Source organism: Kitasatospora sp. NPDC058190, assembly GCF_042883685.1.
In the GTDB taxonomy this organism is placed as follows: domain Bacteria; phylum Actinomycetota; class Actinomycetes; order Streptomycetales; family Streptomycetaceae; genus Kitasatospora.
In genome coordinates this window covers 18,166-41,400 of sequence record NZ_JBHVVI010000003.1, presented here as the reverse complement: position 1 = coordinate 41,400, position 23,235 = coordinate 18,166, and the positions used below count along the sequence as shown (strand labels likewise).

Sequence of the window (23,235 nt, the reverse complement as noted above, 5' to 3'; positions counted from 1 at the left end):
GTGCCGTCGTTCGATTCGCCTGCCAGATCCCCGAGTTCACGACGCCAGGCGCCGATGTGGCGGCCCGTCGTGACGCCCATCGGCGTGTTACCCGCTGGCGGCGGATTCCGCACCCCGGGCGCTCGCTTTCACTCGTATGAGTAAGGAGCGCGCGTGCGGGGTAGATCAGCGTTTCATCCCACCCAGGGCCACCCGCGTGTCCGCGCAACAAGATCGCCCCAGACGCGTTACCGCCAACGTATTGTCAGGCCACCAAGGCCAGGCCTACCGTCTACAGATCGCTTTCTACGCACGTAGACCCCTGCGGTTCCCTGTGCGGACCGCAGGAGAGACCCGCCCCGTCAACCCTCAGACCGCGGGCCCGACCGCACGGCCGGACCGCGGAGTTGCGGAGGTACCCATGTCGCAGATCGTCCGTGCCGCGCTCGTCCAGACCCGCTGGACCGGCGACCAGGAGAGCATGATCGCGCTCCACGAGCGGTACGCCCGGGAGGCCGCCGCCCAGGGCGCGCAGATCATCGGCTTCCAGGAGGTCTTCAACTCCCCGTACTTCTGTCAGGTCCAGGAGCCCGAGCACTACCGCTGGGCCGAGGCCGTCCCGGACGGTCCGACCGTGCGCCGGATGCGGGAACTCGCCCGCGAACTCGGCCTGGTCATGGTCGTACCGGTCTACGAGGAGGAGCAGACCGGCGTCTACTACAACACCGCCGCCGTGATCGACGCGGACGGCAGCTACCTCGGCAAGTACCGCAAGCACCACATCCCGCAGGTCAAGGGCTTCTGGGAGAAGTACTACTTCAAGCCCGGCAACCTCGGCTGGCCCGTCTTCGACACCGCCGTCGGCAAGGTCGGTGTCTACATCTGCTACGACCGCCACTTCCCCGAGGGCTGGCGCGCCCTGGGCCTGGCCGGCGCGCAGATCGTCTACAACCCCTCCGCCACCAGCCGCGGCCTGTCCGCCTACCTGTGGCAGCTCGAACAGCCCGCCGCCGCCGTCGCCAACGAGTACTTCGTCGCCGCCATCAACCGGGTCGGCACCGAGGAGTACGGCGACAACGACTTCTACGGCACCTCCTACTTCGTGGACCCGCGCGGCCAGTTCGTCGGCGACGTCGCCTCCGACAAGGAGGAGGAACTCGTCGTCCGTGACCTCGACCTCGACCTGATCGAACAGGTCCGCCAGCAGTGGGCGTTCTACCGCGACCGCCGGCCCGACGCCTACGGACCGATCGCCGAGGCCTGAGGAGCACCGCGATGACCACCCGCGACCCGCAGCAGCGCACCGTCGTCCGCGGCGGCCTCGTCATCACCGCCACCGACGAACTCCACGCCGACGTCCTGATCGAGGGCGAACGCATCGCCGCGCTGGCCGCCACAGGCAGCGCCGCCGCCGAGGCCTGGACCGCCGACACCGTCATCGACGCCACCGGCCACTACGTGATCCCGGGCGGCGTCGACGCCCACACCCACATGGAGCTGCCCTTCGGCGGCACCGCGGCCTCCGACACCTTCGAGACCGGCACCCGCGCCGCCGCCTGGGGCGGCACCACCACCATCGTCGACTTCGCCGTCCAGCCCGTCGGCGGCTCGCTGCGCGAGGGCCTGGACACCTGGCACGCCAAGGCCGAGGGCAACTGCGCGATCGACTACGCCTTCCACACCATCGTCTCCGACGTCAACGACGCCGTCCTGAAGGAGATGGACACGCTCGTCGACTCCGGCGAGTCCACCTCCTTCAAGCTGTTCATGGCCTATCCCGGCGTCTTCTACAGCGACGACGGCCGCATCCTGCGCGCCATGCAACGCGGCGCCGCCAACGGCGGGTTGACCATGATGCACGCCGAGAACGGCATCGCCATCGACGTCCTGGTCGAACAGGCCCTCGCCGCCGGGCACACCGCCCCGCGCTACCACGGCGAGGTCCGGCGCGAACTGCTGGAGGCCGAGGCCACCCACCGGGCCATCAAGCTCGCCCAGGTGGCCGGCAGTCCGCTCTACGTGGTGCACGTCTCCGCCGCCTCCGCCCTCGCCGAGCTCGCCCAGGCCCGCGATGCCGGGCTCAACGTCTTCGGCGAGACCTGCCCGCAGTACCTCTTCCTCTCCACCGACGACCTCGCCGAGGAGGGAACGGACGGCTTCGAGGGCGCCAAGTACGTGTGCAGCACGCCGCTTCGGCCCCGCGAGCACCAGGAGGCGCTCTGGCGCGGGCTGCGCACCAACGACCTCCAGGTGGTCTCCACCGACCACTGCCCGTTCTGCTACGTCGGGCAGAAGGAACTCGGCCGCGGCGACTTCTCGAAGATCCCCAACGGCCTTCCCGGCGTGGAGAACCGGATGGACCTGCTCCACCAGGCGGTGGTGGACGGGCACATCAGCCGGCGGCGCTGGGTCGAGATCGCCTGCACCACCCCGGCCCGGATGTTCGGACTGCACCCGCGCAAGGGCACCATCGCGCCGGGCGCCGACGCCGACCTGGTCGTCTACGACCCCACCGCGGTGCAGACCGTCTCCGCCGCCACCCACCACATGAACGTGGACTACTCGGCCTACGAGGGCCGCCGACTCACCGGCCGGGCACGGACGGTGCTCTCCCGCGGCACCGTCGTGCTGGACGACGGCAGCTGGCTCGGACGGGCCGGGCACGGCGCCTTCCTGCGCCGCGACACCTGCCAGTACCTGACCTGAACCCCTCCCTCGCCCGCCCGGGGCCGTGCGGCGCACGCCGGCCCCGGGCCGCCCTCCCACCCCTCCCGGAGCCACCCATGGACATCGGCCTCGTCCTGCAGACCGACCCGCCCGCCCGCCTGCTCATCGACCGGATGATCCGCGCCGAACGGGCCGGGTTCAGCCACGGTTGGACCTTCGACTCCTGTGTGCTGTGGCAGGAGCCGTTCGTCATCTACAGTCGCATCCTCGCCGAGACCGAGCGGTTGACCGTCGGCCCGATGGTCACCAACCCCTCCACCCGCACCTGGGAGGTCACCGCCTCCCTGTTCGCCACGCTCAACGACATGTACGGCAACCGCACCGTCTGCGGCATCGGCCGCGGCGACTCCGCCATGCGGGTCGCCGGACGCCGACCCGCCACCCTCGACCGGCTCTCCCACGCCATGCACGCCATCAAGGAGTTGGCCGAGGGGCGCACCACCGAGGTGGACGGCACCGAGATGCACCTGCCGTGGGTGGGACCCGGCGCGACGCTGCCGATCTGGATGGCCGCGTACGGCCCGAAGGCGCTCGCACTGACCGGACGTCAGGCCGACGGATTCATCCTGCAGCTGGCCGACCCGTACCTCACCGAGTACATGGTCAAGGCGGTCCGGGCCGCGGCCGCCGAGGCCGGCCGGGACCCGTCCTCGCTCACCATCTGCGTCGCCGCCCCCGCGTACGTCACCGCCGACGACTCGCCCGCCGCGCTGGCCCACGCCCGGGAGCAGTGCCGTTGGTTCGGCGGAATGGTCGGCAACCACGTCGCCGACCTGGTCAGCCACTACGGCGAGCACTCCGACCTGGTGCCCGAAGCACTCACCGACTACATCAAGGGCCGCCAGGGCTACGACTACAGCCACCACGGCCGGGCCGGGAACCCCGACACGGCCTTCGTCCCGGACGAGATCGTCGACCGCTTCTGCCTCATCGGGCCGGTGGAGGCCCAGCGTGCCCGGCTGGCGGACCTCCGCTCGCTCGGCGTCGACCAGTTCGCCGTCTACGCCATGCACGACGCGGTCGAGTCCACCATCGACGCCTACGGAACGGACGTCATCCCCCACCTCTGATCCCTTCGCGCAAGACGGGAGTTGCCCATGGCCGACACCGCGACCGGCGGCGGACAGCGGCAGCACCCCGACGGTCGGGTCGAACTCGACCCGGCCGACCGGGTGTTGCCCCCCAACGGCTTCACCAGCGACGACCTGCGGCCGGTCCCGGTGCGGCGGCGCACCTGGACCACGTACAACTTCCTGGCGCTCTGGGTCGGCATGGCCCACAACATCCCGTCCTGGACGCTGGCTTCGGGCCTGGTCGCGATCGGCATGGACTGGAAACAGGCAGTGCTGACCATCGCGCTCGCCAACCTGATCGTGCTCGTCCCCATGCTGCTCACCGGGCACGCCGGCACCAAGTACGGCATTCCCTTCCCGGTGTTCGCCCGGGCCTCCTTCGGGCTGCGCGGCGCCAACCTGCCCGCGCTGATCCGGGCGGCGGTGGCCTGCGCCTGGTTCGGCATCCAGACCTGGATCGGGGGCGAGGGCATCTTCCTGCTGGCGGGCAAGCTGTTCGGCGAATCCTGGGGCACGGCGTCGGAGTTCGGCGGGTACCCGTGGACGCAGTGGCTCTCCTTCCTGCTGTTCTGGCTGATCGAGATGGCCATCATCGCCCGCGGGATGGAGACGCTGCGGCGCTTCGAGAACTGGGCGGCGCCGTTCGTCATCGTCGGCGCGCTCGCCCTGCTGGTGTGGATCTCCGTCAAGGCGGGCGGTCTGGGGCCCCTGCTCTCCCAGCCCTCCCGACTCGGCTGGAACGGCGGGTTCTGGAAGGTCTTCTTCCCGTCGCTGATGGGGATGATCGGTTTCTGGTCGACCCTGTCGCTGAACATCCCCGACTTCACCCGCTTCGGCGGCAGCCAGCGGGCCCAGATCCGCGGCCAGGCGCTCGGCCTGCCGACGACGATGACGCTCTTCGCGCTGCTGTCGGTGCTGGTCACCTCGGGCTCCGAGGCGGTCTACGGTGAACCGGTGTGGGACCCGATCAAGCTGGCCGCGAAGATGGAGAACCCGGTCGCCGTCCTGTTCGCGCTGCTGACCGTCCTGGTCGCGACGCTGTCGGTGAACATCGCCGCCAACGTCGTCTCCCCGGCCTACGACCTGGCCAACCTGTTGCCCAGGTTCGTCAACTTCCGCACCGGGGCGCTGATCACCGGTGTGGTCGGGATCGCGATCTTCCCCTGGAAGCTGACCGCCGACCCGCACGTCTACATCTACGTCTGGCTGGGCGTGGTCGGTGGCCTGCTCGGGACGGTCGCCGGGGTGCTGATCGCGGACTACTGGGTGGTGCGCCGCACCCGCCTCCAACTCGTCGAGCTCTACCGGCCGTTCGGCGCGTACTGGTACGCCGCCGGGTGGAACTGGCGGGCGGTCGCCGCACTGCTGGTCGGCGGCCTGCTGGCGGTCGGTGGCTCGTACTCGGCCGTCGACGGGCACGGGGTCAAACAGGGTCCGTTCCCGGTGGACGGGGTGGTCCCCTTCCTCAAGCCGCTCGCCGACTACGGCTGGGCGGTGGGCTTCGCGGCGGCGTCGGTGCTGTACCTGGGGCTCAGCGCGGTGTCCGGCGGGTGGCGGCGCGCGGGCGCGGGGCGCCACGCGGCTGGCGGGTGATCGGCGACCGGGATGGCGGCCGTGGTTCGGAGGTGGACGGCGCACCGGAAGGGCGCTACGCGCGGACCGGTCGGCTCGGGACGGGCGGCTCGCGCGCGCCCCGCCCGGACGGCGGAACCGGGCCCGCGGGAGGCGGCGTCCTTCGGGGCAGGGCGGGCGGACGGGGCCGTCGCGCCGCGGACGGGAGGATGGACGGATGAGCGTCATCGCGTGGATCGTGCTGGGCCTGGTGGCAGGCGCCCTGGCCAAGCTGCTGCTGCCCGGGAGGGACCCGGGCGGCCTGATCGTGACGACCCTGATCGGCATCGCCGGCTCCTTCGTCGGCGGCTGGATCGCGTCGCACTTCCTGCACAGGTCGATCACGGCGCGCTTCTTCGACGGGCCGACCTGGGTGTCGGCGATCGGCGGCGCGCTGGTGCTGCTGATCGCCTACCGACTGCTGTTCGGCAACTCGCGGCGCTGACCGTCGAGGTGTCACCGATCTGACGGGCCGGCCCCGGGGGAGGGGCCGGCCCGCACGTGTCGCCGCGCGGCGCCGTTCGGCTCAGGGCCCGGTCGACACCTCGGTTACCCAGTCCGGCAGCGCCTCGCGGGCCGCGAGCCAGGCGGGCGGGACGTCCGCGAGTCCGGTGCGGGCGGCGACCACCCCGGCGGCGATGGCGCAGGTGGTGTCCATGTCGCCGGCGCCCTCCAGGGTGTGCCAGATCGCCTCGGGCAGCGAGTCCAGGTGCCCGGCGGCGGACCAGAGGGCGAACGGGACGGTGTCCGGGGCGGAGATCATCAGCCCCGAGCCGAGTACGGCGGCGGCGTGCCGGACACTGGTGTGCCCCGGCATCCGGGCGGCGATCCGCAGACCGGAGCGGACCTCGCTGTCCGGCAGTCGCCCGGCCACCTCGCTCAGCAACTCGGCCCGGCCGGGCGGGGTTTGCCCCCGGCTGCGGACGGCGAGCGCCGCGGCGAGCGCGACCGCCACCGCCCCGGCGACCGCCTCGGGGTGGAAGTGCGTGGTGAGCGCCTGGAGTTCGGCCTGCCGGACCGTCTCGTCCAGGTCGTCGGCGAACCAGGCGCCCAGCGGGGCGACCCGCATCGCGGCGCCGTTCCCGTACGAGCCCTGACCCTCGAACTGGCCCGAGGTGATGGCGCGCCAGTCCCCGCCGGAGCCGATCCCGCGCAGCACCCGGTGCATCGAGGGACCGTACTTGCGTGCGTACTCGCGGGTGTACTCCGCCGCGAACTCCTGGGCCAGCGCGTCCTGTCGGACCTCGCCGCGGGTAGTCAGGTGGCGGACCAGCACGAGGGCCATCGCGGTGTCGTCGGTCCAGTGCCAGGGCGCCGGGCGGGCCAGCCGGGCGGCCAGGGCGGCGGAGGTCTCGTCGGCCGGGACCGAGAACCAGCGGTCGCCGAAGGCGTCGCCGAGGGCGAGCCCCCGCAGACTGTCCAGGACCGGGCCGGCCGCACGCATGTCATCCTCCGAGTGAGATCAACTGTGTGCGGCAGTCTGCCCGACGGCCGAGGCGCCGGCGACCGGATTTCACTCCGGGCGCCGGCGCCTGGATCTGACGATGTGCGTCACTTCGCCTTCAGGCCGCCGAGAACGAGCTTCCAGACGGCCTCGAAGCGCTCGTCCGCGATCGGCTCGGACCAGGTGGGCGCGTAGGCCGGGTCGTGGAAGGGGGCGGTGGCGTCGAAGACCGCGCGGGAGGTGGTGAGGACGTGGGCGAGCTTGAACTCCTTGCCGTCAATGCCGTCCTGGACGATCTGCGCGATCTGCTTGACCAGGGTGTCGATGTGCGCCGCCACGGTGCCGCTGTTCTCGTCGACCAGCACCATGTAGGTGGCGAACAGCTCCGGATCGTCCAGCGCCTTCTTGCGCTTGGCCGCGAACAGCGTGCTCAGCCAGCGCTTGAGGCGCTCGGCCGCTCCGCCGGCGTCGATCGAGATGGTCTCCAGCTCGTGGTGCGCCTGGTCGAGCCAGCGCTGGGTGACCGCCTCGCGCAGGGCGGCCTTGCTGGGGAAGTGGCGGTAGACGCTGCTGTGGCTGACGCCGAGTTCGCGGGCGACGTCCACGACGGTGGCCTTGGCCGGGCCGAACCGACGCAGGACCTCCTCCGCCGCGATCAGGATCTGCTCGGCGGTGAGTGCGGTGTCCGTGGTCACGGGGAGGGCCGTCCTTAGGGTCGTGCGGTCAGGTGGTGCGGAGGTTTCCGCTGGTCAGCGCTCGCTGTCCAGGTTCGCCATCTGCGCGGCAGCGTACCGGTCGCCGGCGGCGGCACCGGCGGGGACGGCCGCCTCGATGGCGGCGAGGTCCTCTGTGGTCAGCGTGACGTCCAGTGCGCCGAGGGCCTCGGTCAGGCGCTCCCGGCGACGGGCGCCGACCAGCGGGACGATGTCCTCGCCGCGCGAGGCGGCCCAGGCGATGGCGACCTGGGCGACGCTCGCGCCCTTGGCGGTGGCGATCTGGCGCAGCGCCTCGACGAGCGTGAGGTTGTGGGTCAGGTTGTCGCCCTGGAAGCGCGGGCTTTGGCCGCGGAAATCGGTGTCGGCCAGCGGGCGGTCCTGGTTCCAGTGGCCGCTGAGCAGGCCGCGGGAGAGCACGCCGTACGCGGTGATGCCGATGCCGAGTTCACGGGCGGCGGGCAGTACGGCGGCCTCGATCGAGCGGGAGAGCAGCGAGTACTCGATCTGCAGGTCGCTGATCGGGTGGACGGCGGAGGCGCGGCGCAGGGTGTCGGCGCCCACCTCGGACAGGCCGATGTGGCGGACGTAACCGGCCTTCACCAGGTCGGCGATGGCGCCGACGGTCTCCTCGATGGGCACCTTGGGGTCGAGGCGGGCCGGGCGGTAGATGTCGATGTGGTCGGTGCGAAGGCGGCGCAGGGTGTAGGCGAGCGCGGTCTTGGTGGCCGCCGGGCTCGCGTCGTAGCCGAGCCACTGGCCGTTCGGGTCGCGCTGGGCGCCGAACTTCACGCTGATCTGCACGCTCTCGCGGTCGCGGCCGCGCAGCGCCTCGTGGATCAGCAGCTCGTTGTGGCCCATGCCGTAGAAGTCGCCGGTGTCGAGGAGGGTGATTCCGGCGTCCAGGGCGGCGTGGATGGTGGCGATGCCCTCGGCCTCGTCGGCCGGGCCGTAGAGGTCGGACATGCCCATGCAGCCGAGGCCGAGGGCGGAGGTGACGGGCCCGGAGGTGCCGAGCGCGCGCTGTGCGGGGCGGGTGGTCGAGGCCATGAGTACTCCAGGGACGGGTGTGGCGCCGGGTGGCGCGGGTCGTGTGACCCGAGTCTCACTATGGCATGACGGCGAACAGATTTCAAAATCTGTTCGCTGTCGTCTGTTATCTGAAATCTGTCGATTGTCATCTGTTCGGATCGGGCTCCGGCGTGAGGGCAAGGGCAGGGGCGGCGACGGAGGCGGGCGAGGTCGGGACCGGGGTCGGGACCGGGGTCGGGGTCGGGACCGGGTCCGCGGCCGCGGCCGGCGCCCAGTCCTCCCGTCCGCCCGGCGAGCGCAGCAGGTAGGCCCGGGCGGGCGGCAGGTTGCGCCATACCGTGCGCTCGCCCAGCCCGTACGTCGCCTCGAAGCGTCGCAGCAGCCGCACCACCACCCGGTGGCGGGCGCTCCGGCGGGGCCCGGAAGCGAGCGCGCGTGCCGTCGTGGTGCCGAGGTAGCCGAAGTAGGTCAGCTCTCCGCCGGGCGCCAGCAGCCGTAGGTAGAGGTCGAGGAGGTCCCGGACCTGGGTCGGCTCGAAGTTCGTGAACGGCAGGCCGGACACGATCACGTCGTACCGCTCCTCGGGGCCCGGGGCGGCCCCCGCGACCTCGGCCCCCGCGACCTCGCCCCCCGCCTCCGGCAGCTCCTCCACCCGGCAGGCCGAGAGTCGCAGCCCCACCCCCGGTCGGCGCGCCGCCAGGACCGGGTCCTCCCGCAGCCGCTCGGCGAACCGCGGGTTCGCTTCGACCACGTGCAGCCGGTCGCCCGGGCGCAGCACCTGGGCCAGCCGCCGGGTCACCACCCCCGTCCCGGCGCCCACCTCCAGCACCGAGATCGGCCGGTTCGGACGGCTGGTCGCCGGCACCACCAGCGCGTTCACCAGCTTCGCGCCGCTCGGTGCCAGCGCGCCGGTGTCGTGGAAGGTGCGCAGCGCCTCGGCGAGGAACAGCAGGTGGTCCCCGCCGGGCGGCGAACCGAGTGCGCCGTGCGAACTGGTCCGCGGCGGAAGGGAGTCGGGGCGGTGGCGGAGCTGTCCGTTCGTCATGCCGTCGACGCTAGGGGGACCGCGCGGGCCCGGAATCGGCTGGAGAGCGGCATCATCCCCCGACCAAAGTCGAGGGTGCGGCTACCCGGGAGACGGGAGCGTCGCGTCGCCGCCCGCCCTAGCATCGAGCGAGCGAATGGACGGACGGACAGGCAGGCAGACGGACAGACGGTCGGACGGGGCGGGAGGGGAGGGGGCTGATGCGCACGGGCCTGCTCGGCTGGTTCGGCCTGGATCGCCGGCCCTGGATCGACACACTGCTGCTGCTCGGCGTCCTCGCCCTCACCGTGGAGGAGGGCCTCGTCCAGTGGCTGAACACCGACGGCCCGCTGCGCCTTCCCCGGACGGTCATGGCCGCGCTCGCCGCGCTGTCCCTGCTGTTCGCCCGCCGCTGCCCGGTGGCCTCCGCCGTCCTGCCGGTGCTCACCGGCGGCCTGTTCAACCGGGCCTTCCCGGCCCTGTTCAGCGTCTACCACCTCGCCTCCCTCGGCCGGATCGGACCGGCAGTGGCCGGCGGCGCGGCGATTGCGGTGCTCAATGCGACCGGCGCCGACTCGCTGGTCGGCTGGGCGGGCACCACCGGCTCCCAACTCCTCGTCCAGGCCGCCGTCCTGTCCGTCGGGCTGTGGCTGCACGGCCGCCGGGTGCTGATCCGCACCCTGCACGAGCAGGTCGAAACGCTGCGCCGCGAGCGGGAGTTGCGTGCCGAGCAGGCCAGATCCGCCGAACGTGCCCGGATCGCCCGGGAGATGCACGACGTGCTGGCCCACCGCCTCAGTCTGCTGGTGCTGCACGCCGGGGTGCTGCGCGACCAGGCCCGCGCCGGGACCGCCGCCACCGACCCGGACCGGCTCACCCACCGCCTCGAACTGCTGCGCACCACCGCCGCCCGCTCGCTCGACGACCTGCGCGACGTCCTCGGCGCCCTGCGCGCCGACCCGCCGGAGTGGCCCGCCGCCGAGGACGAGCGGCCCGAGTCGACCGGGACGACCCGTGTCCCGGCGCCCGCCCTGCGCGACCTCACCGAGTTGGTCGGCGAGGCGATCCAGGCCGGGCAGCAGATCGAACTCGCCGTCTCCGGCGACCCGGAGGCCGTACCGACCACCCACCGGCTGGCCGTCCACCGGGTCGTCCAGGAAGCGCTGACCAACGCCCGCAAGTACGCACACGCCGCGCCCGTCACCGTCCGGGTCGGTTACGGCGGGCCCGCGACCACCGTCGACGTCCGCAACGGTCCGGGCGGGGCGTCGCCGAACGGGGCGGGCACCGGCGGCGGATACGGCCTGGTCGGACTCGGTGAACGGGTCGGCGCACTGGGAGGTCACCTCGACGCGGGCCCGGACGGCACCGGCGGCTTCCGTCTCTCGGCCCGGTTGCCCGCGCCGGACCGCCCGCCGCAGCCGTTCCCCGCCCCCGGCGGTGGTCCGACCTCGCAGTCACCGACCGCAGAGCCACCGACCGCGGAGCCGCTGGCCCCGGGACCATCGGTCCCACAGCTACCGACCCCGGAGCCAACGATCCCGCAGCCCAAGGACGCCTCATGATCCGCACGATGGTGGTCGACGACGACGCGCTGGTGCGCCTCGGTCTGGTCGACCTCCTCGCCCAGGACCCGGCCCTGACCGTGGTCGCCGAGGCCGCCGACGGGCTGCAGGCCGTCGAGCTCGCCCGCGGCCACCGGATCGACGTCGCGCTGATGGACATCCGGATGCCCCGGCTCGACGGTATCGCCGCCACCCGGCGGCTGCGCGAACTGCCCGACGGCCCGCGGGTGATCGCGCTCACCACCTTCGACCTGGACGAGTACGTGTACCAGGCGCTCGCGGCCGGGGCCGACGGCTTCCTGCTCAAGGACACCCCGCCCGCCGAGATCGCCCGGGCTGTCCACGTGGTCGCCGGGGGCCAGGGGATGCTGCACCCGGCGGCCGCGCGACGGCTGATCGACCGGTACCACCGGGTCGGCGCGCCCCGGTCGGTCGCCGCCCGCAGCCGGGTCGCCGGGCTCACCCCGCGTGAGACCGACGTGCTGCGCGAACTCGCCGACGGGCTGTCCAACGCGGAGATCGCGGGCGTGCTGGGGATGCGGGAGAGCACCGTCAAGGCGCACGTCAGTCGGATCCTGACCGCGCTCGGCGTGGGCAACCGGGTCCAGGCCGCGCTGCTCGCACGGGATGCGGGGGTGGTCGGGGACGGTGCCTGACGACGGGCGCGCGCGAGGGCGGGGCGGGGCGCAGCGCCGGACGGTGTTCACACGGATGTTCCCCGGACGTCAGGCCGGGCGTCGCGGCGGGCTTCACTGAGCCGCCGCGTGCCCCCGGTTCGTACCGCCTGCTGAGCCGCTGTCACCCATCCGGCCTGGAAATGCCGTGCCTTGGCGGTTTGCGCTGCCGAACCCGGGCGGCGGGTCCATGGTGGAGATGGGCGCGATCCGGCGACCGCGCCCGCGTGCCGATCCGGGCCCGCGCGCCGAGCGCCCGTCGCCGTTGTCCGACGGGTGTCCCAGGTTGGGGCCGGTACCGGCACGCTGGGAGCAGGGCCACCTCGCAGGAAACCGAACGGTTCTTCTAGGCTCACATCTCGGCTTCCCTGCGGCGGTCCGGCTTCCGCGCCCGCTGCCGGGAGACCGTGCACGGGGCTCCGGGCGGACCGGGGCACCGGATCGAGCGAGGAGGACGCAATGCCAAGCACGCCGCCCAGCCGTTCCACCGCACTTGGGCCAGACGGGCCGTTCCGACCGGCCGTGAATCATCCCGGCCGACCGGTGCGGTCCGGGCGGGCCTGGCACCCGGGCGGGAGCGGTCGGCCGGTGCGGCCGCTGAATACCGGCGGCGGCCGCGGAGGCGAGCGTTGAGTCCCCAGATCGTCGGGTCGCCGGCCGCGCCGGGTGCCGCCGTCGAACCCGACCGCGTACCGGTGACTGTTCCCGCCGCCGCCGACGGCGAGGCCCTCGTGGTCGCCGCCGGTGCCGCTGCCGCGTCCGGGACTGCGTCCGGAACCGCGCCCGGAACCGCTTCCGCTACCGCCACGCCCGCCACGTCTGCCAGGTCCGCTACTACTGCGGCTCCCAGCACTTCCACCACCTCCGCGGCGGCCAAGTCCGCCGCTGCCGGTGCCACCGCGGCGCTGCCCGGCCTGCCGCAGGCGCTCAGCGCCCGTGCCCGTACCCTCGCCGGTGCCGTCCGGCGGCGCTGCGCCGACTTGGCGCGGATCGAGTCGCCGAGCGGGGACGCGCCCAGACTCGACGCACTGGCCGAGGAGTTGGCGGCCGGCTTTCGGGCCACCGGGGCCACTGCCCGCCGCGAACCCGGGCCGGCCGGTGACCATCTCGTCCTGGAGTGGGAGGGGCGCGACGAGACGCTGCCGCACCTGCTGATCGTCGGCCACCACGACACCGTCTGGCCGGTCGGCACCCTGGCCGACTGGCCGGTGGCCGAGCAGGACGGGCGGCTCACCGGGCCCGGCGTGGTCGACATGAAGGGCGGACTCGCCATCCTGGAGGGCGCGTTGGCGCTGCTCGCGGACCTGGGGGAGCGGCCGCACCGCACCGTGCGGCTGGTCGTGGTCTCCGACGAGGAGGTCGGCAGCCCGGATGGGCGTCGCCTGGTCGAGCGCCAGCTGCGCGGCGCGGCGGCGGCGCTGGGGCTGGAGCCCCCGCATCCGGACGGCCGGCTGAAGACCGCGCGGCGCGGCAGCACCCGGGTCCGGCTCACCGTGACCGGGCGGGAGGCCCACGCGGGCAACGACGCCCACGACGGGGTCTCGGCGGTGGACGAGCTCGTCGACCAGCTGGTGCTCGTCCGCGGACTCGCGGGCCAGCCCGGTACCGAGCTCAACGCCGGTCGGATCAGCGGGGGTTCGCGGGCCAATGTGGTGGCCGGGCGGGCCGAGGCGGAGCTCGGCCTGCGGTTCGCCACCGCGGAAGCGCAGCGCCGTACGCTGGACAACCTCGCCCGGCTGACCGCGCTGCGCCCGGGTGCCAGGGTGCGGACGGAGGTGTTGTCCAGCCGCCCGGCCTGGCCCGAGCGGACCGGCAACCCGCTGCTGCGGCACGTGCGTTCGCTTGCCGCGGTGCTCGGGCAGCAGTTGGACGGTGCCCCGGCGGGCGGGGCCGGGGACACCAACCTGCCGGGTTCGCGCGGACTGCCGACGCTGGACGGCTTCGGCGCGGTGGGCGCCGGCGCCCACGCCCGGCACGAGTACATCCGGCTGGACGAGCTCGCTCCGCGGATCGCGCTGCTGGCGGCGCTGCTCGCGGTGCCGCTGCCGCGGTTGCGGGACCGCGGGGAGGGGTGAGCCGGGGCGGCGACGGCTGGCGGGGGCGACCGACAGGAGGCGGCTAGCAGAACACAGCTAACAGAACGCTGCTAACAGAACGCTGCTAACAGATAACGGATAACAGCTGACAGATTTCAGATTCTGTCAGCTGTTATCCGTTTCTGCGCCTGTCCGCGCCCGGCGCGCGCCCTTGGTCGTCCCGCCTGTACGTCGCCATCCCCGCCATCCCTTGCCATCCCTCCTCCCCACCGCGCAGAATGGGACCGACCGAACGGTCAGTCGGTTGGCGCTCGGCGTCGACACAGGACACGCCGAAGCAGGAAACAGCCGGAGCGGGAAACAGGAGAGGGGACCGTGGTGACAGCAGAGGTGGCCGAGCCGGTCCCCGCGCAGACGCCGGAGGACCGTTTCGAGGCGGTGGTCGCCGCCGAGCAGCGGATCGAACCCAGGGACTGGATGCCCGACGCCTACCGGGCCACCCTGATCCGACAGATCGCCCAGCACGCCCACTCCGAGATCATCGGCATGCAGCCCGAGGGCAACTGGCTCACCCGGGCCCCCTCGCTGCGCCGCAAGGCGATCCTGCTCGCCAAGGCCCAGGACGAGGCCGGCCACGGCCTCTACCTCTACGCCGCCGCCGAGACCCTCGGCGTCGACCGAGCCGAGCTCACCGAGAAGCTGATCAGCGGCCGCCAGAAGTACTCCTCGATCTTCAACTACCCCACCCTCACCTTCGCGGACGTCGGCGTGATCGGCTGGCTGGTGGACGGCGCCGCGATCTGCAACCAGGTCCCGCTCTGCCGCTGCAGCTACGGTCCGTACGCCCGCGCGATGGTGCGGATCTGCAAGGAGGAGTCCTTCCACCAGCGCCAGGGCTACGAGCTCCTGATGACCCTGATGCGTGGCACCGAGGCGCAGCGCCGGATGGTCCAGGACGCCGTCGACCGCTGGTGGTGGCCGTCGCTGATGATGTTCGGCCCCTCGGACGCCGACTCGCCGAACACCGCCCGCTCGATGGCCTGGCGGATCAAGCGCCACACCAACGACGAGCTGCGCCAGCGCTTCGTCGACATGACCGTCCCGCAGGCCGAGCACCTGGGCGTCACCCTCCCCGACCCCGAGCTGCGCTGGAACGAGGAGCGCGGCGGCTGGGACTTCGGCGAGCCGGACTGGTCCGAGCTGACCAGGGTCATCCACGGCCAGGGCCCCTGCAACGCCCAGCGGATCGACCGCCGGCGGGCCGCCCACGAGGACGGCGCCTGGGTGCGCGAGGCGGCCGTCGCCTACGCCGCCAAGCGCGCCGCCGAACAGACCGCAGCCGCCGAGCAGCACACCGAACAGGAGAACGGAAAGTGACCGAGCCCAAGGCTGAGTCCCCGGCTGAGTCCAAGGCCGGCTGGCCGCTGTACGAGGTGTTCGTGCGCCCCCGGCGCGGTCTGAACCACGTCCACGTCGGTTCGCTGCACGCCAGCGACGACCGGATGGCCCTGCTCGCCGCCCGTGACCTGTACACCCGCCGCAACGAGGGCGTCAGCCTGTGGGTGGTCCGCTCGGACGCGATCACCGCCTCCACCCCGGACGAGCGCGACCCGTTCTTCGAGCCCAGCGGCGACAAGGTCTACCGCCACCCGACCTTCTACGACATCCCCGAGGATGTCCCGCACATCTGACGGGGGAGCCACCGTGCACGACCACACCACGTCCACCACCGAGGACGACCACGTCTACCTCAGCCTCGTCGACGCCACGCCCGGCCCCGAGGGCGAGGGCCGCTGGGCGTACGGGACGGGCTTCGCCGACCCGCTGCTCGGCGTGGACACCGCCCTGCCCGCCGGCCTGGACGGCGCCGACCTCGCCGGCTACTGCCAGATGCTCGGCGACGACGCCCTGATCCTCGCCCAGCGGCTGATCGAGTGGTGCACCCGGGCACCCGAGCTGGAGGAGGAGGTCGCGCTCGCCAACCTCGGCCTCGACCTGCTCGGCCCGGCCCGGCTGCTGCTCACCCGGGCCGGGCAGGCGGACGGCTCCGGCCGCACCGAGGACGACCTGGCGTACTGGCGGGAGGAGCACGAGTTCCGCAACGTCCGCCTGGTGGAGACCCCGAACGGCGACTTCGCGTACTCGATCGCCCGGCTGCTGCTGTTCGCCACCGCCCGCGGTGCCCTGTACGAGGCGCTGAGCGCGCACCCCGACCCGGTGCTGGCCGCGGTCGCCACCCGGGGCGTCAAGGAGCTGGCCTACCACCGCGAGTACGCCAGCGCCTGGACGCTGCGCCTCGGCGACGGCACGCCGTACTCGGCGGAGCGGATGCAGGCCGGGCTGGACGCGGTCTGGCCGCTGCTGGACGAACTGTTCACCGCGCACCCGGTGGAGCTGCGGGTGGGCGTCGACCCGGCGCAGCTGCGCGAACCGGTGCTGCGCTCGCTCGGCGCCGTCATCGCCGAGGCCGGGCTGACGGTGCCGGACGTCCCGCCGCTGGCCACCGTGCTCGGCCGGGCCGGCCGGGACGGGGTGCACACCGAGGCGCTCGGCCCGCTGCTGGCCGAACTGCAGGTGGTGGCCCGCGCACACCCGGGGGCGACGTGGTGACGGACACCGTGACCACCACCCGAGACCTGGCCTGGTCGGTCGCCGCGGCCGTCCCGGACCCGGAACTTCCCATGCTCACCCTGGCCGACCTGGGCGTGCTGGCCGAGGTCGAGGTGGACGGCGCCGGCGGCGCGGTGACCGCCTGGCTGACCCCGACCTACTCGGGCTGCCCGGCCGTCGCCGAGATGGCCGCCGACGTCGACCGCCGGCTGCGCGCGGCCGGGTACCCGGACGTCCGGGTGCGGCTGCGGCTGGACCCGCCGTGGTCCACCGACCTGATCACCGCGGAGGGCCGCCGCAAGCTCGCCGAGGCGGGCATCGCCCCGCCGCGCCAGACCTCGGCCGTCGGCGCCGCCGGGGCCGGTCCGGTGCCGCTGACCCTCGGGCCCACCCGCATCGGAGCGGTGGCCCCCGTGCCCTGCCCGCTCTGCGGCGGCACCGACACGGAGGAGCTGTCCCGCTTCGGCTCCACCGCCTGCAAGGCGCTCTGGCGCTGCCGCGCCTGCCGTGAGCCCTTCGAACGCGTCAAGGAGATCTGAATGCCCGCCGCCTCTCCCGCAGCCACCCCTGCCGCGTCCGCCACGGACACCGTGCGCCCCGCCCGCCGCCCGAGCTTCCACCGGCTGCCGATCGACCGGGTGGAGCGGCTCTGCGACGACGCCGTGGCGGTGACCTTCGCGGTGCCGGACGGCCTGGCGGCCGAGTACGCCTTCCGCCCCGGGCAGACCCTGACCCTGCGCAAGGTGGTGGACGGCGCCGACGAGCGCCGCTCGTACTCGATCTGCGCCCCCGCCGGCGGTCCGCTGCGGATCGCCGTCCGGGAGGTGCCCGGCGGGCTGTTCTCGCGCTGGCTGGTGCGCGAGGCCCGGCCCGGCGAGGAGGTGGAGGTGCTGACCCCGTCCGGCCTGTTCACCCCCGAACTCGGCGTCCCCGCCGACCACGTGCTGCTCGCGGCCGGCTCCGGCATCACCCCGATGCTGTCGATCGCTGCCTCCGTGCTGGCCGCCGACCGCCGCTCCACCGTCACCCTGCTCTACGGCAACCGGCGCAGTGACACCGTGATGTTCGCGGACGAGCTGGCCGACCTGAAGGACCGCTACCTCGGCCGCTTCCAGCTGGTCCACGTGCTCTCCCGGGAGACCAGGGACGCCGAACTGCTCAGCGGCCGGCTGGACCCGGAGCGGGTCCGGGCCCTGCTCGCGGCGCTGGTGGACGTCGCCGGCGTCGGGCACTGGTGGCTGTGCGGCCCGTTCGGCATGGTCGCCGGGGCGAAGGAGCTGCTCGCCGAGCTGGCGGTGCCGGGCGAACGGGTGCACCAGGAGCTGTTCCACGCCGAGGACGAGCCGCTCGCCGAGCGCGACGAGGACTGGGACCGCGCGGACGGCGACGCCGAGGGCGCGCCCGGCGAGCGCAGCGAGGTCACCGTCGTCCTCGACGGCCGCGGCAGCACCCTCACCCTTCCGCGCGACCGTTCGATCCTGGACGGCGCCCAGCGCTCCCGCCCCGACCTGCCCTTCGCCTGCAAGGGCGGGGTCTGCGGCACCTGCCGTGCCCTGGTCACCGAGGGCGAGGTGGAGATGCGCCGCAACTTCGCGTTGGAGGAGAAGGAGCTGGCGGCCGGCTACGTCCTCACCTGCCAGGCCCGTCCGCTCACCGACCGGGTGACGGTCGACTACGACCGCTGAGCCGCTGTCGCGCTTCAGACGGTGGTGAGCTCCTTCGCCGGGTCCCCGAGCAGTTTGACCAGGTCGTTGACGGCCGCGCGCCCGGCCCGGTTGGCGCCGACGGTGCTGGCGGAGGGGCCGTAGCCGACCAGGTGGACGCGCGGGTCGGCGGTGGCGCGGGTCCCGGTGAGCGCGATGCCGCCGCCGGGGGAGCGCAGGCCGAGCGGCGCGAGGTGGCCGACCTCGGGGCGGAAGCCGGTCGCCCAGACGATCGCGTCCACCGCCACCTCCTGCTCGCCCCAGGCGACCCCGTGTTCGGTGAGCCGGTCGAACATCGGCCGGCGGTGCAGCGCGCCCAACTCCTCGGCGCGCCGGTAGGCGACCGAGGGGCCGAGGCCGGTCACGCTCACCACACTGCGTACGGGCAGGCCCTGGCGGACCCGCTCCTCGACCTTGGCGACCACGGCACGCCCGTACTCGGGGGTGAACGGGCCCTCGTGGTAGACGGGTTCGGAGCGGGTGACCCAGACCGTATCGCCCACCGCCGCCACCTCCGACAGCACCTGGATCGCCGAGGCGCCGCCGCCCACCACCAGGACGCGCCGGCCCGCGAACTCCTCGGGGCCGCGGTAGTCGGCGTAGTGCAGCTGACGGCCCGCGAAGTGGCCCGGGTAGTGCGGGAGGAAGGGGCGGGTCCAGGTGCCGGTGGCGTTGATCAGCGCGCGGGTGGACCAGGTGCCCCGGTCGGTCTCGACCAGCAGGCGGGAGTCGGGGCGCTCGGACTCGGTACGCACCGCGCGGACCGCGACCGGGCGCACGACCGGGAGCGCGTGCCGGGCCTCGTACGCCGCGAAGTACCCCGGCACCACCTCGCGCGCGGGGGCCCCCGGATCGGTCGGCGGGAGCTCGGCGTCCGGGAGGTCGTGGAAGCCGTGCACGGTGGCCATCCGCAGGGACGGCGAGCGGTGCGCCCAGGCGCCGCCGGGGGAGGCGTTGGCGTCGAGCACGACGAAGCCGCCGTCGGCTCCCTCCCGGTAGGGGGCGAAGCCGCGGCGGCGCAGGTGGTAGGCGGCGGACAGGCCCGCCTGCCCGGCGCCCACCACCAGGACGTCCACGCGCCGCTGCGGGGCGTCGGGCCGCTGTCCGTCGGGAAGCCGCGAGACGCTGTTGGTTGCACCGTAAACAGTCACGCGGGTGAAACATCTAGGGGTCGGCGACTGTTCCCGGTGCCCACGTCGGTGGCCGTGGTCGCGTCGAGGCGCATCATCGGCGCGATCGTGCTGCCGCGCGCCGGTGGCGGATCAGGCGATCGGGGAGACCACCGCGGCGGTGCCGTAGGCGCAGACCTCGGTGCCCACGTCCGCCGCCTCGGTCACGTCGAAGCGCATCATCAGCACCGCGTTGCCGCCGCGCGCCTTGGTCTGCTCGATCAGCCGCTGCATCGCCTCGTTGCGGCTCTCGACCAGCGTCTTCGTCAGACCCCGCAACTCACCGCCGATCAGCGACTTCAGCCCGGCGCCGATCTGGCTGCCGATGTGGCGGCTGCGCACGGTCAGTCCGAAGACCTCACCGATCACGTGGTCGACCCGGAAGCCGGGGATGTCGTTGGTGGTCACGACCAGGACATCGGCGTTCGGGCCCTGCCCGCCGCCGTACTCGTTGATGTCAGCCATGGCGCCCATCCTGCCGGGTTCGTGCGTCCGAGTGACAGAGGCGCGGCCGGGACGTGGCCGAGAAGGCTTCGCGAAGCTGGTTCAGACCGGTGATCGGGCGGCCGAAAAGCCGTACCGTAGCCCCATGGGCGAGCGAAGCGATCATCCACAGGGGCCGGGCGCGGCGGAGTACTCCGGCGCGCCGGAGATCGAGGCGACGGTGGTGCTGGGCCTGCGGATCACCGACTGGCCGGCGCTGCGCGCAGCCGCGATCAGGGCCGTCGAGGAGCTGGACTTCGAGGGCATCGACCCGGCCGGCCAGCGCCGGGAACTGCTGCGCGAGGTGGCCGAGGACGCCAACGCGGCGCTCGGCGCGCTGCTGCACCCCGACCGGCTGGTGGCCGCCATCCCGGGCGTGGAGGCGATCGGCGGCACCCTGGAGATCAGCGTCACCGAGGACTTCACGCCGGACTTCGCCGAGCTGTTCCCGCTGGACGCCGAGGACGAGGACGGCGGGGCGGGCGCCGACTGGACCCTCACCCCGCGCACCGCTTGTCTGCTGCACGCCCAGCTGATCGGCCTGGGTGACGCCGCGTACGACGACCTCGACGAGCACGGGGACGACCCGGTGGTCGAGGCCGAGGACACCGACTGGACGGTCTTCGCCCGGCTGCCCCAGCGCACCTGGCGCCTCCACCGGGGCTGGCGCCGCTCGCTGGCCCGGGCCTTCGACGACCTGGCCGACGACCTCGCACTCGGCGAGTGGCCGCTGCCGCGCTGCCTGGCCGAGGAGATCGCGCTGCGGATGGCGCTGGTGGACGCCCGGGCGCTGCTGGGCTCCCAGCCCGAGTCGGTGGCCGACATGATGGGCGATCTGCCGGCCGACCTGTACGACTACGACTGGGACGGTTGCCACGACGAGCTGTTCGGCGTGTACGGACCGGACGACGGGGACCCGGAGCTGGGCGCGGAACAGCGCACCGAACTGCTGCTGGCGGCGACGCACCCGGAGGGGTGGTTCCTGATGTACGAGGATGCGGAGGAGCGGGACCCGCAGCGCGGGTACCGGCGCTGAGCGGGCGTCGGCTGGAGGTCCTTCCGGTGGGCCGGGCGCGGCGACGGGCGGGCCGTTAGGCTGCGGACATGTCCGATGTGTCTGGTGTATCCGGCGTGTCCGGTCCGTTCGGTTCGTTCGGTCCGTTCGATGGTGCGGGTGTGTCCGGTCCGTCCTCGGGGAAGTCGGGCGGGGACGAGCCGGGGTTGGCCCGGGTCGCGCTCGGGCTGGACGGCGTGCAGGCGGCGCAGCGCGGGCGGACGGCGGAGGCGCGGGCCAGCTTCGAGGCGCTGTGGGAGGCGCTGGGCGAGCGGGACGTGTTCCACCGCTGCGTCCTGGCGCACTATCTGGCCGACTTGCAGGACGACCCGCGAGCCGAGCTGGAGTGGGACCGGCGGGCCCTCGCGGCCGCCGACTCGCTGACTGCCGAGCGCGCCCAGACGTACGAGTCGGCCCTCCAGGTGCGTGCCTTCTATCCCTCACTGCACCTCAACCTGGCCTCGGACCACCTCAAGCTCGGCGAGCCGGACCTGGCGCGCGAGCAGCTCGAACGGGCGGTGCGGAGCCTGGACGCGCTGCCGGAGGACGTGTACAGCGCTGGCATCCGGGCGGCGGTGGACGAGCTGCGGCAGCGGTTGCGCTGAGCCGGGGGCGGGCCGAAGCGGGGGGCGGTGGGGCTGGCATGCTGGACGGGTGACTTCTCCGTTCGATGCCCCGACCCCCGTTTCCGCGCCCGACGACGCTCCCGGCGGCGCACCTGACGCCGGGGACGCCCCCGCCCCCGAGGGCCGTGACGCGCGGCCGCAGTACGTGCTGCCGCTGGTCGTCCGGCTGGAGAAGGCCACGCCGCCGGAGAGGACGGACGCGCTGGAGACCTCGGCGCGGGCGGTGCTCACGCTGCTCGCCGACCCCCGGGTGACCGAGGCGGAGGGCGAGTGGGCGGAGCAGGTCACGGCCTGGGAGGACGCCCGGATCCGCAAGGTGGTCCGGCGGGCCCGGGGTGGGGAGTGGCGCCGGGCCGGGGAGCTGCCGGGCATCACGGTGCGGGGGCGCGAGGCGGAGGTGCGGGTGTTCCCGCCGATTCCGCTGGACGGCTGGCCGAAGGAGCTCGCCAAGCTCCAGGTCTCCGGGACGGATCTGGAGGAGACGGCTGAGGTCGACGTGCCCGAGCCGGGGCTGCCGGTGCTGTGGCTCAACCCGGAGCTGGAGATGAGTGCGGGCAAGACGATGGCGCAGACCGGGCACGCCGCCCAGCTCGCCTGGTGGCGGCTGGACGACGCGCAGCGCAAGGAGTGGGCGGAGGCGGGTTTCGTGCTGGCGGTTCGGACGGCCTCGCCGGAGGCGTGGGAGGAGCTGGTCCACAGCGGGTTGCCGGTGGTCCAGGACGCGGGCTTCACGGAGATCGCGCCGGGCAGCTGCACGGTGATCGCGGACCATCCGGCGCTGCGGTGAGGGGGAGCGGTGGACGGCGTGCAGGGGGCGGCTGACAGATAACAGCGAACAGATGACAGATTTCGAAATCTGTCATCTGTTCGCTGTTTGTTGTCCCCCGTCCCCTGCCTCCTACCTCTCTGCCCGCCGTCCCCGCTGCTCGTGGCTGCGGCTAGTCGCCCGAGGCCTGGTACCGCAGCATCGCCCGCAGGCCGCCGTACACCGCCGCGGCAGTCCAGAGCGCCATGATCGCCAGTCCGGTCCAGTGGCCGTAGTGGATGCCCGGTTCGGTCTGGGTGCGCATCGCGTACAGGCCGGCCCGGTCGGGCAGGAACTGGCCGGCCTCGCGGACGCCGGGAATCGCGCCCAGCCAGGTGGTGCCGAGGAAGACCATCGGGGTGAGCAGGCCGAGTGCTGCGCTGAAGTTGCCCAGCATCGCGGTCAGTCCGAGGCAGATCAGCACCATCATCGGGTGGTAGAGCACGCCGGCCAGGAAGCTGCGGGCCAGGCCCGGAGTGGAGAAGTCCAGGCCGACGGTGGCGTCGACGACGAGGAAGGAGCCCGCCGTCGACGCCAGCCCCAGCAACAGGCCCAGCCCGGCGCCGAGCAGCAGCTTGGCGCCGTACGACCGCCCGCGCCGGGGGACGGCGGTGAGCGAGGTGTTGATCATGCGGGTGTTGAACTCCTGCCCGATGAGCAGGATCCCTGTGCAGGCCACGGCGACGTGGCCGAACAGCAGCCCGTAGTAGATCCCGCCGGCCGGGTCCTCACCCGGGGTGTGGTCCTTCGTGCCGTAGGCCATGTTGACGGCCGCGGTGATGCCCACGGTCAGGGCCAGGGCGGTCAGCGGGGCCGCCCACTGCGAGGGCAGGGTGGTGAACTTGATCCGTTCGGCGCGCAGGGCGTTGGCGGTCGGTCCCAGGCTCATTCTCGTCTTCCCTTCGTC

Annotated in this window: 23 protein-coding genes; 16 read left to right on the top strand and 7 right to left on the bottom strand. The window is 73.2% G+C overall.

From position 1 onward, the window contains the following. Positions 1-400 precede the first annotated feature (400 nt). The 5 genes from ACFVWU_RS02080 (at position 401) to ACFVWU_RS02060 (ending at position 5,835) form a co-directional block, all read left to right on the top strand. On the top strand, positions 401-1,243 hold the full coding sequence (locus tag ACFVWU_RS02080) for a nitrilase-related carbon-nitrogen hydrolase (RefSeq protein ID WP_387614196.1): 843 nt from the start codon (positions 401-403) through the stop codon (positions 1,241-1,243). 11 nt (positions 1,244-1,254) lie between these two features. Continuing rightward, positions 1,255-2,685, top strand: a complete 1,431-nt coding sequence (gene hydA, locus ACFVWU_RS02075) for a dihydropyrimidinase (protein ID WP_387614194.1) — start codon at positions 1,255-1,257, stop codon at positions 2,683-2,685. A gap of 77 nt (positions 2,686-2,762) precedes the next feature. Beyond that, a complete protein-coding gene (locus tag ACFVWU_RS02070) occupies positions 2,763-3,776 on the top strand; it encodes a TIGR03842 family LLM class F420-dependent oxidoreductase (protein WP_387614192.1) in 1,014 nt (337 codons plus the stop codon). A gap of 27 nt (positions 3,777-3,803) precedes the next feature. Continuing rightward, the gene (locus ACFVWU_RS02065; protein WP_387614189.1) at positions 3,804-5,372 is read left to right on the top strand and encodes an NCS1 family nucleobase:cation symporter-1; all 1,569 of its coding nucleotides are present in this window, start codon (positions 3,804-3,806) and stop codon (positions 5,370-5,372) included. 196 nt (positions 5,373-5,568) lie between these two features. Further along, on the top strand, positions 5,569-5,835 hold the full coding sequence (locus ACFVWU_RS02060) for a GlsB/YeaQ/YmgE family stress response membrane protein (protein WP_380609509.1): 267 nt from the start codon (positions 5,569-5,571) through the stop codon (positions 5,833-5,835). A gap of 81 nt (positions 5,836-5,916) precedes the next feature. On the opposite strand, the gene ACFVWU_RS02055 is transcribed toward ACFVWU_RS02060, so the two are convergent. The 4 genes from ACFVWU_RS02055 to ACFVWU_RS02040 all read right to left on the bottom strand — a co-directional run bounded on the left by ACFVWU_RS02055 (position 5,917) and on the right by ACFVWU_RS02040 (position 9,624). Then, positions 5,917-6,834, bottom strand: coding sequence for an ADP-ribosylglycohydrolase family protein (locus tag ACFVWU_RS02055; RefSeq protein WP_387614187.1), 918 nt, complete (start codon positions 6,832-6,834; stop codon positions 5,917-5,919). 107 nt (positions 6,835-6,941) lie between these two features. Next, positions 6,942-7,529 carry a TetR/AcrR family transcriptional regulator gene (locus tag ACFVWU_RS02050; protein ID WP_387614184.1) on the bottom strand — a complete coding sequence of 196 codons (588 nt, stop codon included), beginning with the start codon at positions 7,527-7,529 and terminating at the stop codon, positions 6,942-6,944. A gap of 54 nt (positions 7,530-7,583) precedes the next feature. Then, on the bottom strand, positions 7,584-8,597 hold the full coding sequence (locus tag ACFVWU_RS02045; RefSeq protein WP_387614181.1) for an aldo/keto reductase: 1,014 nt from the start codon (positions 8,595-8,597) through the stop codon (positions 7,584-7,586). A gap of 127 nt (positions 8,598-8,724) precedes the next feature. Further along, positions 8,725-9,624, bottom strand: a complete 900-nt coding sequence (locus ACFVWU_RS02040) for a class I SAM-dependent methyltransferase (RefSeq protein ID WP_387614179.1) — start codon at positions 9,622-9,624, stop codon at positions 8,725-8,727. A 200-nt stretch (positions 9,625-9,824) separates the two neighbouring features. Between ACFVWU_RS02040 and ACFVWU_RS02035 the strand changes: the two genes are divergently transcribed. From ACFVWU_RS02035 to paaE, 8 genes are all read left to right on the top strand, one after another. Continuing rightward, positions 9,825-11,168, top strand: a complete 1,344-nt coding sequence (locus ACFVWU_RS02035; protein ID WP_387614176.1) for a histidine kinase — start codon at positions 9,825-9,827, stop codon at positions 11,166-11,168. Continuing rightward, positions 11,165-11,824, top strand: coding sequence for a response regulator (locus tag ACFVWU_RS02030; protein WP_387614174.1), 660 nt, complete (start codon positions 11,165-11,167; stop codon positions 11,822-11,824). The genes ACFVWU_RS02035 and ACFVWU_RS02030 overlap by 4 nt, the downstream gene beginning before the upstream one ends. A 647-nt stretch (positions 11,825-12,471) precedes the next feature. Next, positions 12,472-13,917 (top strand): M20 family metallopeptidase, encoded by a 1,446-nt coding sequence (locus ACFVWU_RS02025; RefSeq protein ID WP_387614171.1) that lies wholly within the window; start codon positions 12,472-12,474, stop codon positions 13,915-13,917. 351 nt (positions 13,918-14,268) lie between these two features. Next, positions 14,269-15,255, top strand: a complete 987-nt coding sequence (gene paaA / locus ACFVWU_RS02020) for a 1,2-phenylacetyl-CoA epoxidase subunit PaaA (protein WP_387614527.1) — start codon at positions 14,269-14,271, stop codon at positions 15,253-15,255. Beyond that, positions 15,252-15,569 (top strand): 1,2-phenylacetyl-CoA epoxidase subunit PaaB, encoded by a 318-nt coding sequence (paaB, locus tag ACFVWU_RS02015; protein ID WP_355670425.1) that lies wholly within the window; start codon positions 15,252-15,254, stop codon positions 15,567-15,569. Before paaA ends, paaB begins: the two co-directional genes overlap by 4 nt. Further along, positions 15,553-16,488, top strand: coding sequence for a 1,2-phenylacetyl-CoA epoxidase subunit PaaC (paaC, locus tag ACFVWU_RS02010; protein ID WP_387614168.1), 936 nt, complete (start codon positions 15,553-15,555; stop codon positions 16,486-16,488). Before paaB ends, paaC begins: the two co-directional genes overlap by 17 nt. Positions 16,489-16,496: 8 nt before the next feature. Then, positions 16,497-17,027 (top strand): 1,2-phenylacetyl-CoA epoxidase subunit PaaD, encoded by a 531-nt coding sequence (paaD, locus tag ACFVWU_RS02005; protein WP_387614165.1) that lies wholly within the window; start codon positions 16,497-16,499, stop codon positions 17,025-17,027. Next, positions 17,028-18,173 (top strand): 1,2-phenylacetyl-CoA epoxidase subunit PaaE, encoded by a 1,146-nt coding sequence (gene paaE, locus ACFVWU_RS02000; protein ID WP_387614163.1) that lies wholly within the window; start codon positions 17,028-17,030, stop codon positions 18,171-18,173. 14 nt (positions 18,174-18,187) lie between these two features. On the opposite strand, the gene ACFVWU_RS01995 is transcribed toward paaE, so the two are convergent. Together ACFVWU_RS01995 and ACFVWU_RS01990 are read right to left on the bottom strand one after the other, a co-directional pair. Next, positions 18,188-19,267: an NAD(P)-binding domain-containing protein gene (locus ACFVWU_RS01995; RefSeq protein ID WP_387614524.1), complete on the bottom strand. Its 1,080-nt coding sequence runs from the start codon at positions 19,265-19,267 to the stop codon at positions 18,188-18,190. 186 nt (positions 19,268-19,453) lie between these two features. Continuing rightward, positions 19,454-19,825, bottom strand: coding sequence for a YbjQ family protein (locus tag ACFVWU_RS01990; protein WP_380609498.1), 372 nt, complete (start codon positions 19,823-19,825; stop codon positions 19,454-19,456). Between the two features lie 124 nt (positions 19,826-19,949). Between ACFVWU_RS01990 and ACFVWU_RS01985 the strand changes: the two genes are divergently transcribed. The 3 genes from ACFVWU_RS01985 (at position 19,950) to ACFVWU_RS01975 (ending at position 22,310) form a co-directional block, all read left to right on the top strand. Then, positions 19,950-20,879: a hypothetical protein gene (locus tag ACFVWU_RS01985; RefSeq protein WP_387614161.1), complete on the top strand. Its 930-nt coding sequence runs from the start codon at positions 19,950-19,952 to the stop codon at positions 20,877-20,879. Between the two features lie 140 nt (positions 20,880-21,019). Then, a complete protein-coding gene (locus tag ACFVWU_RS01980) occupies positions 21,020-21,502 on the top strand; it encodes a hypothetical protein (RefSeq protein WP_387614158.1) in 483 nt (160 codons plus the stop codon). A 49-nt stretch (positions 21,503-21,551) separates the two neighbouring features. Continuing rightward, positions 21,552-22,310 carry a peptidyl-tRNA hydrolase gene (locus tag ACFVWU_RS01975; protein ID WP_387614156.1) on the top strand — a complete coding sequence of 253 codons (759 nt, stop codon included), beginning with the start codon at positions 21,552-21,554 and terminating at the stop codon, positions 22,308-22,310. Between the two features lie 151 nt (positions 22,311-22,461). Here ACFVWU_RS01975 and ACFVWU_RS01970 read toward each other — a convergent pair whose 3' ends face one another. Then, a complete protein-coding gene (locus tag ACFVWU_RS01970) occupies positions 22,462-23,217 on the bottom strand; it encodes a hypothetical protein (protein ID WP_387614153.1) in 756 nt (251 codons plus the stop codon). Positions 23,218-23,235 lie beyond the last annotated feature (18 nt).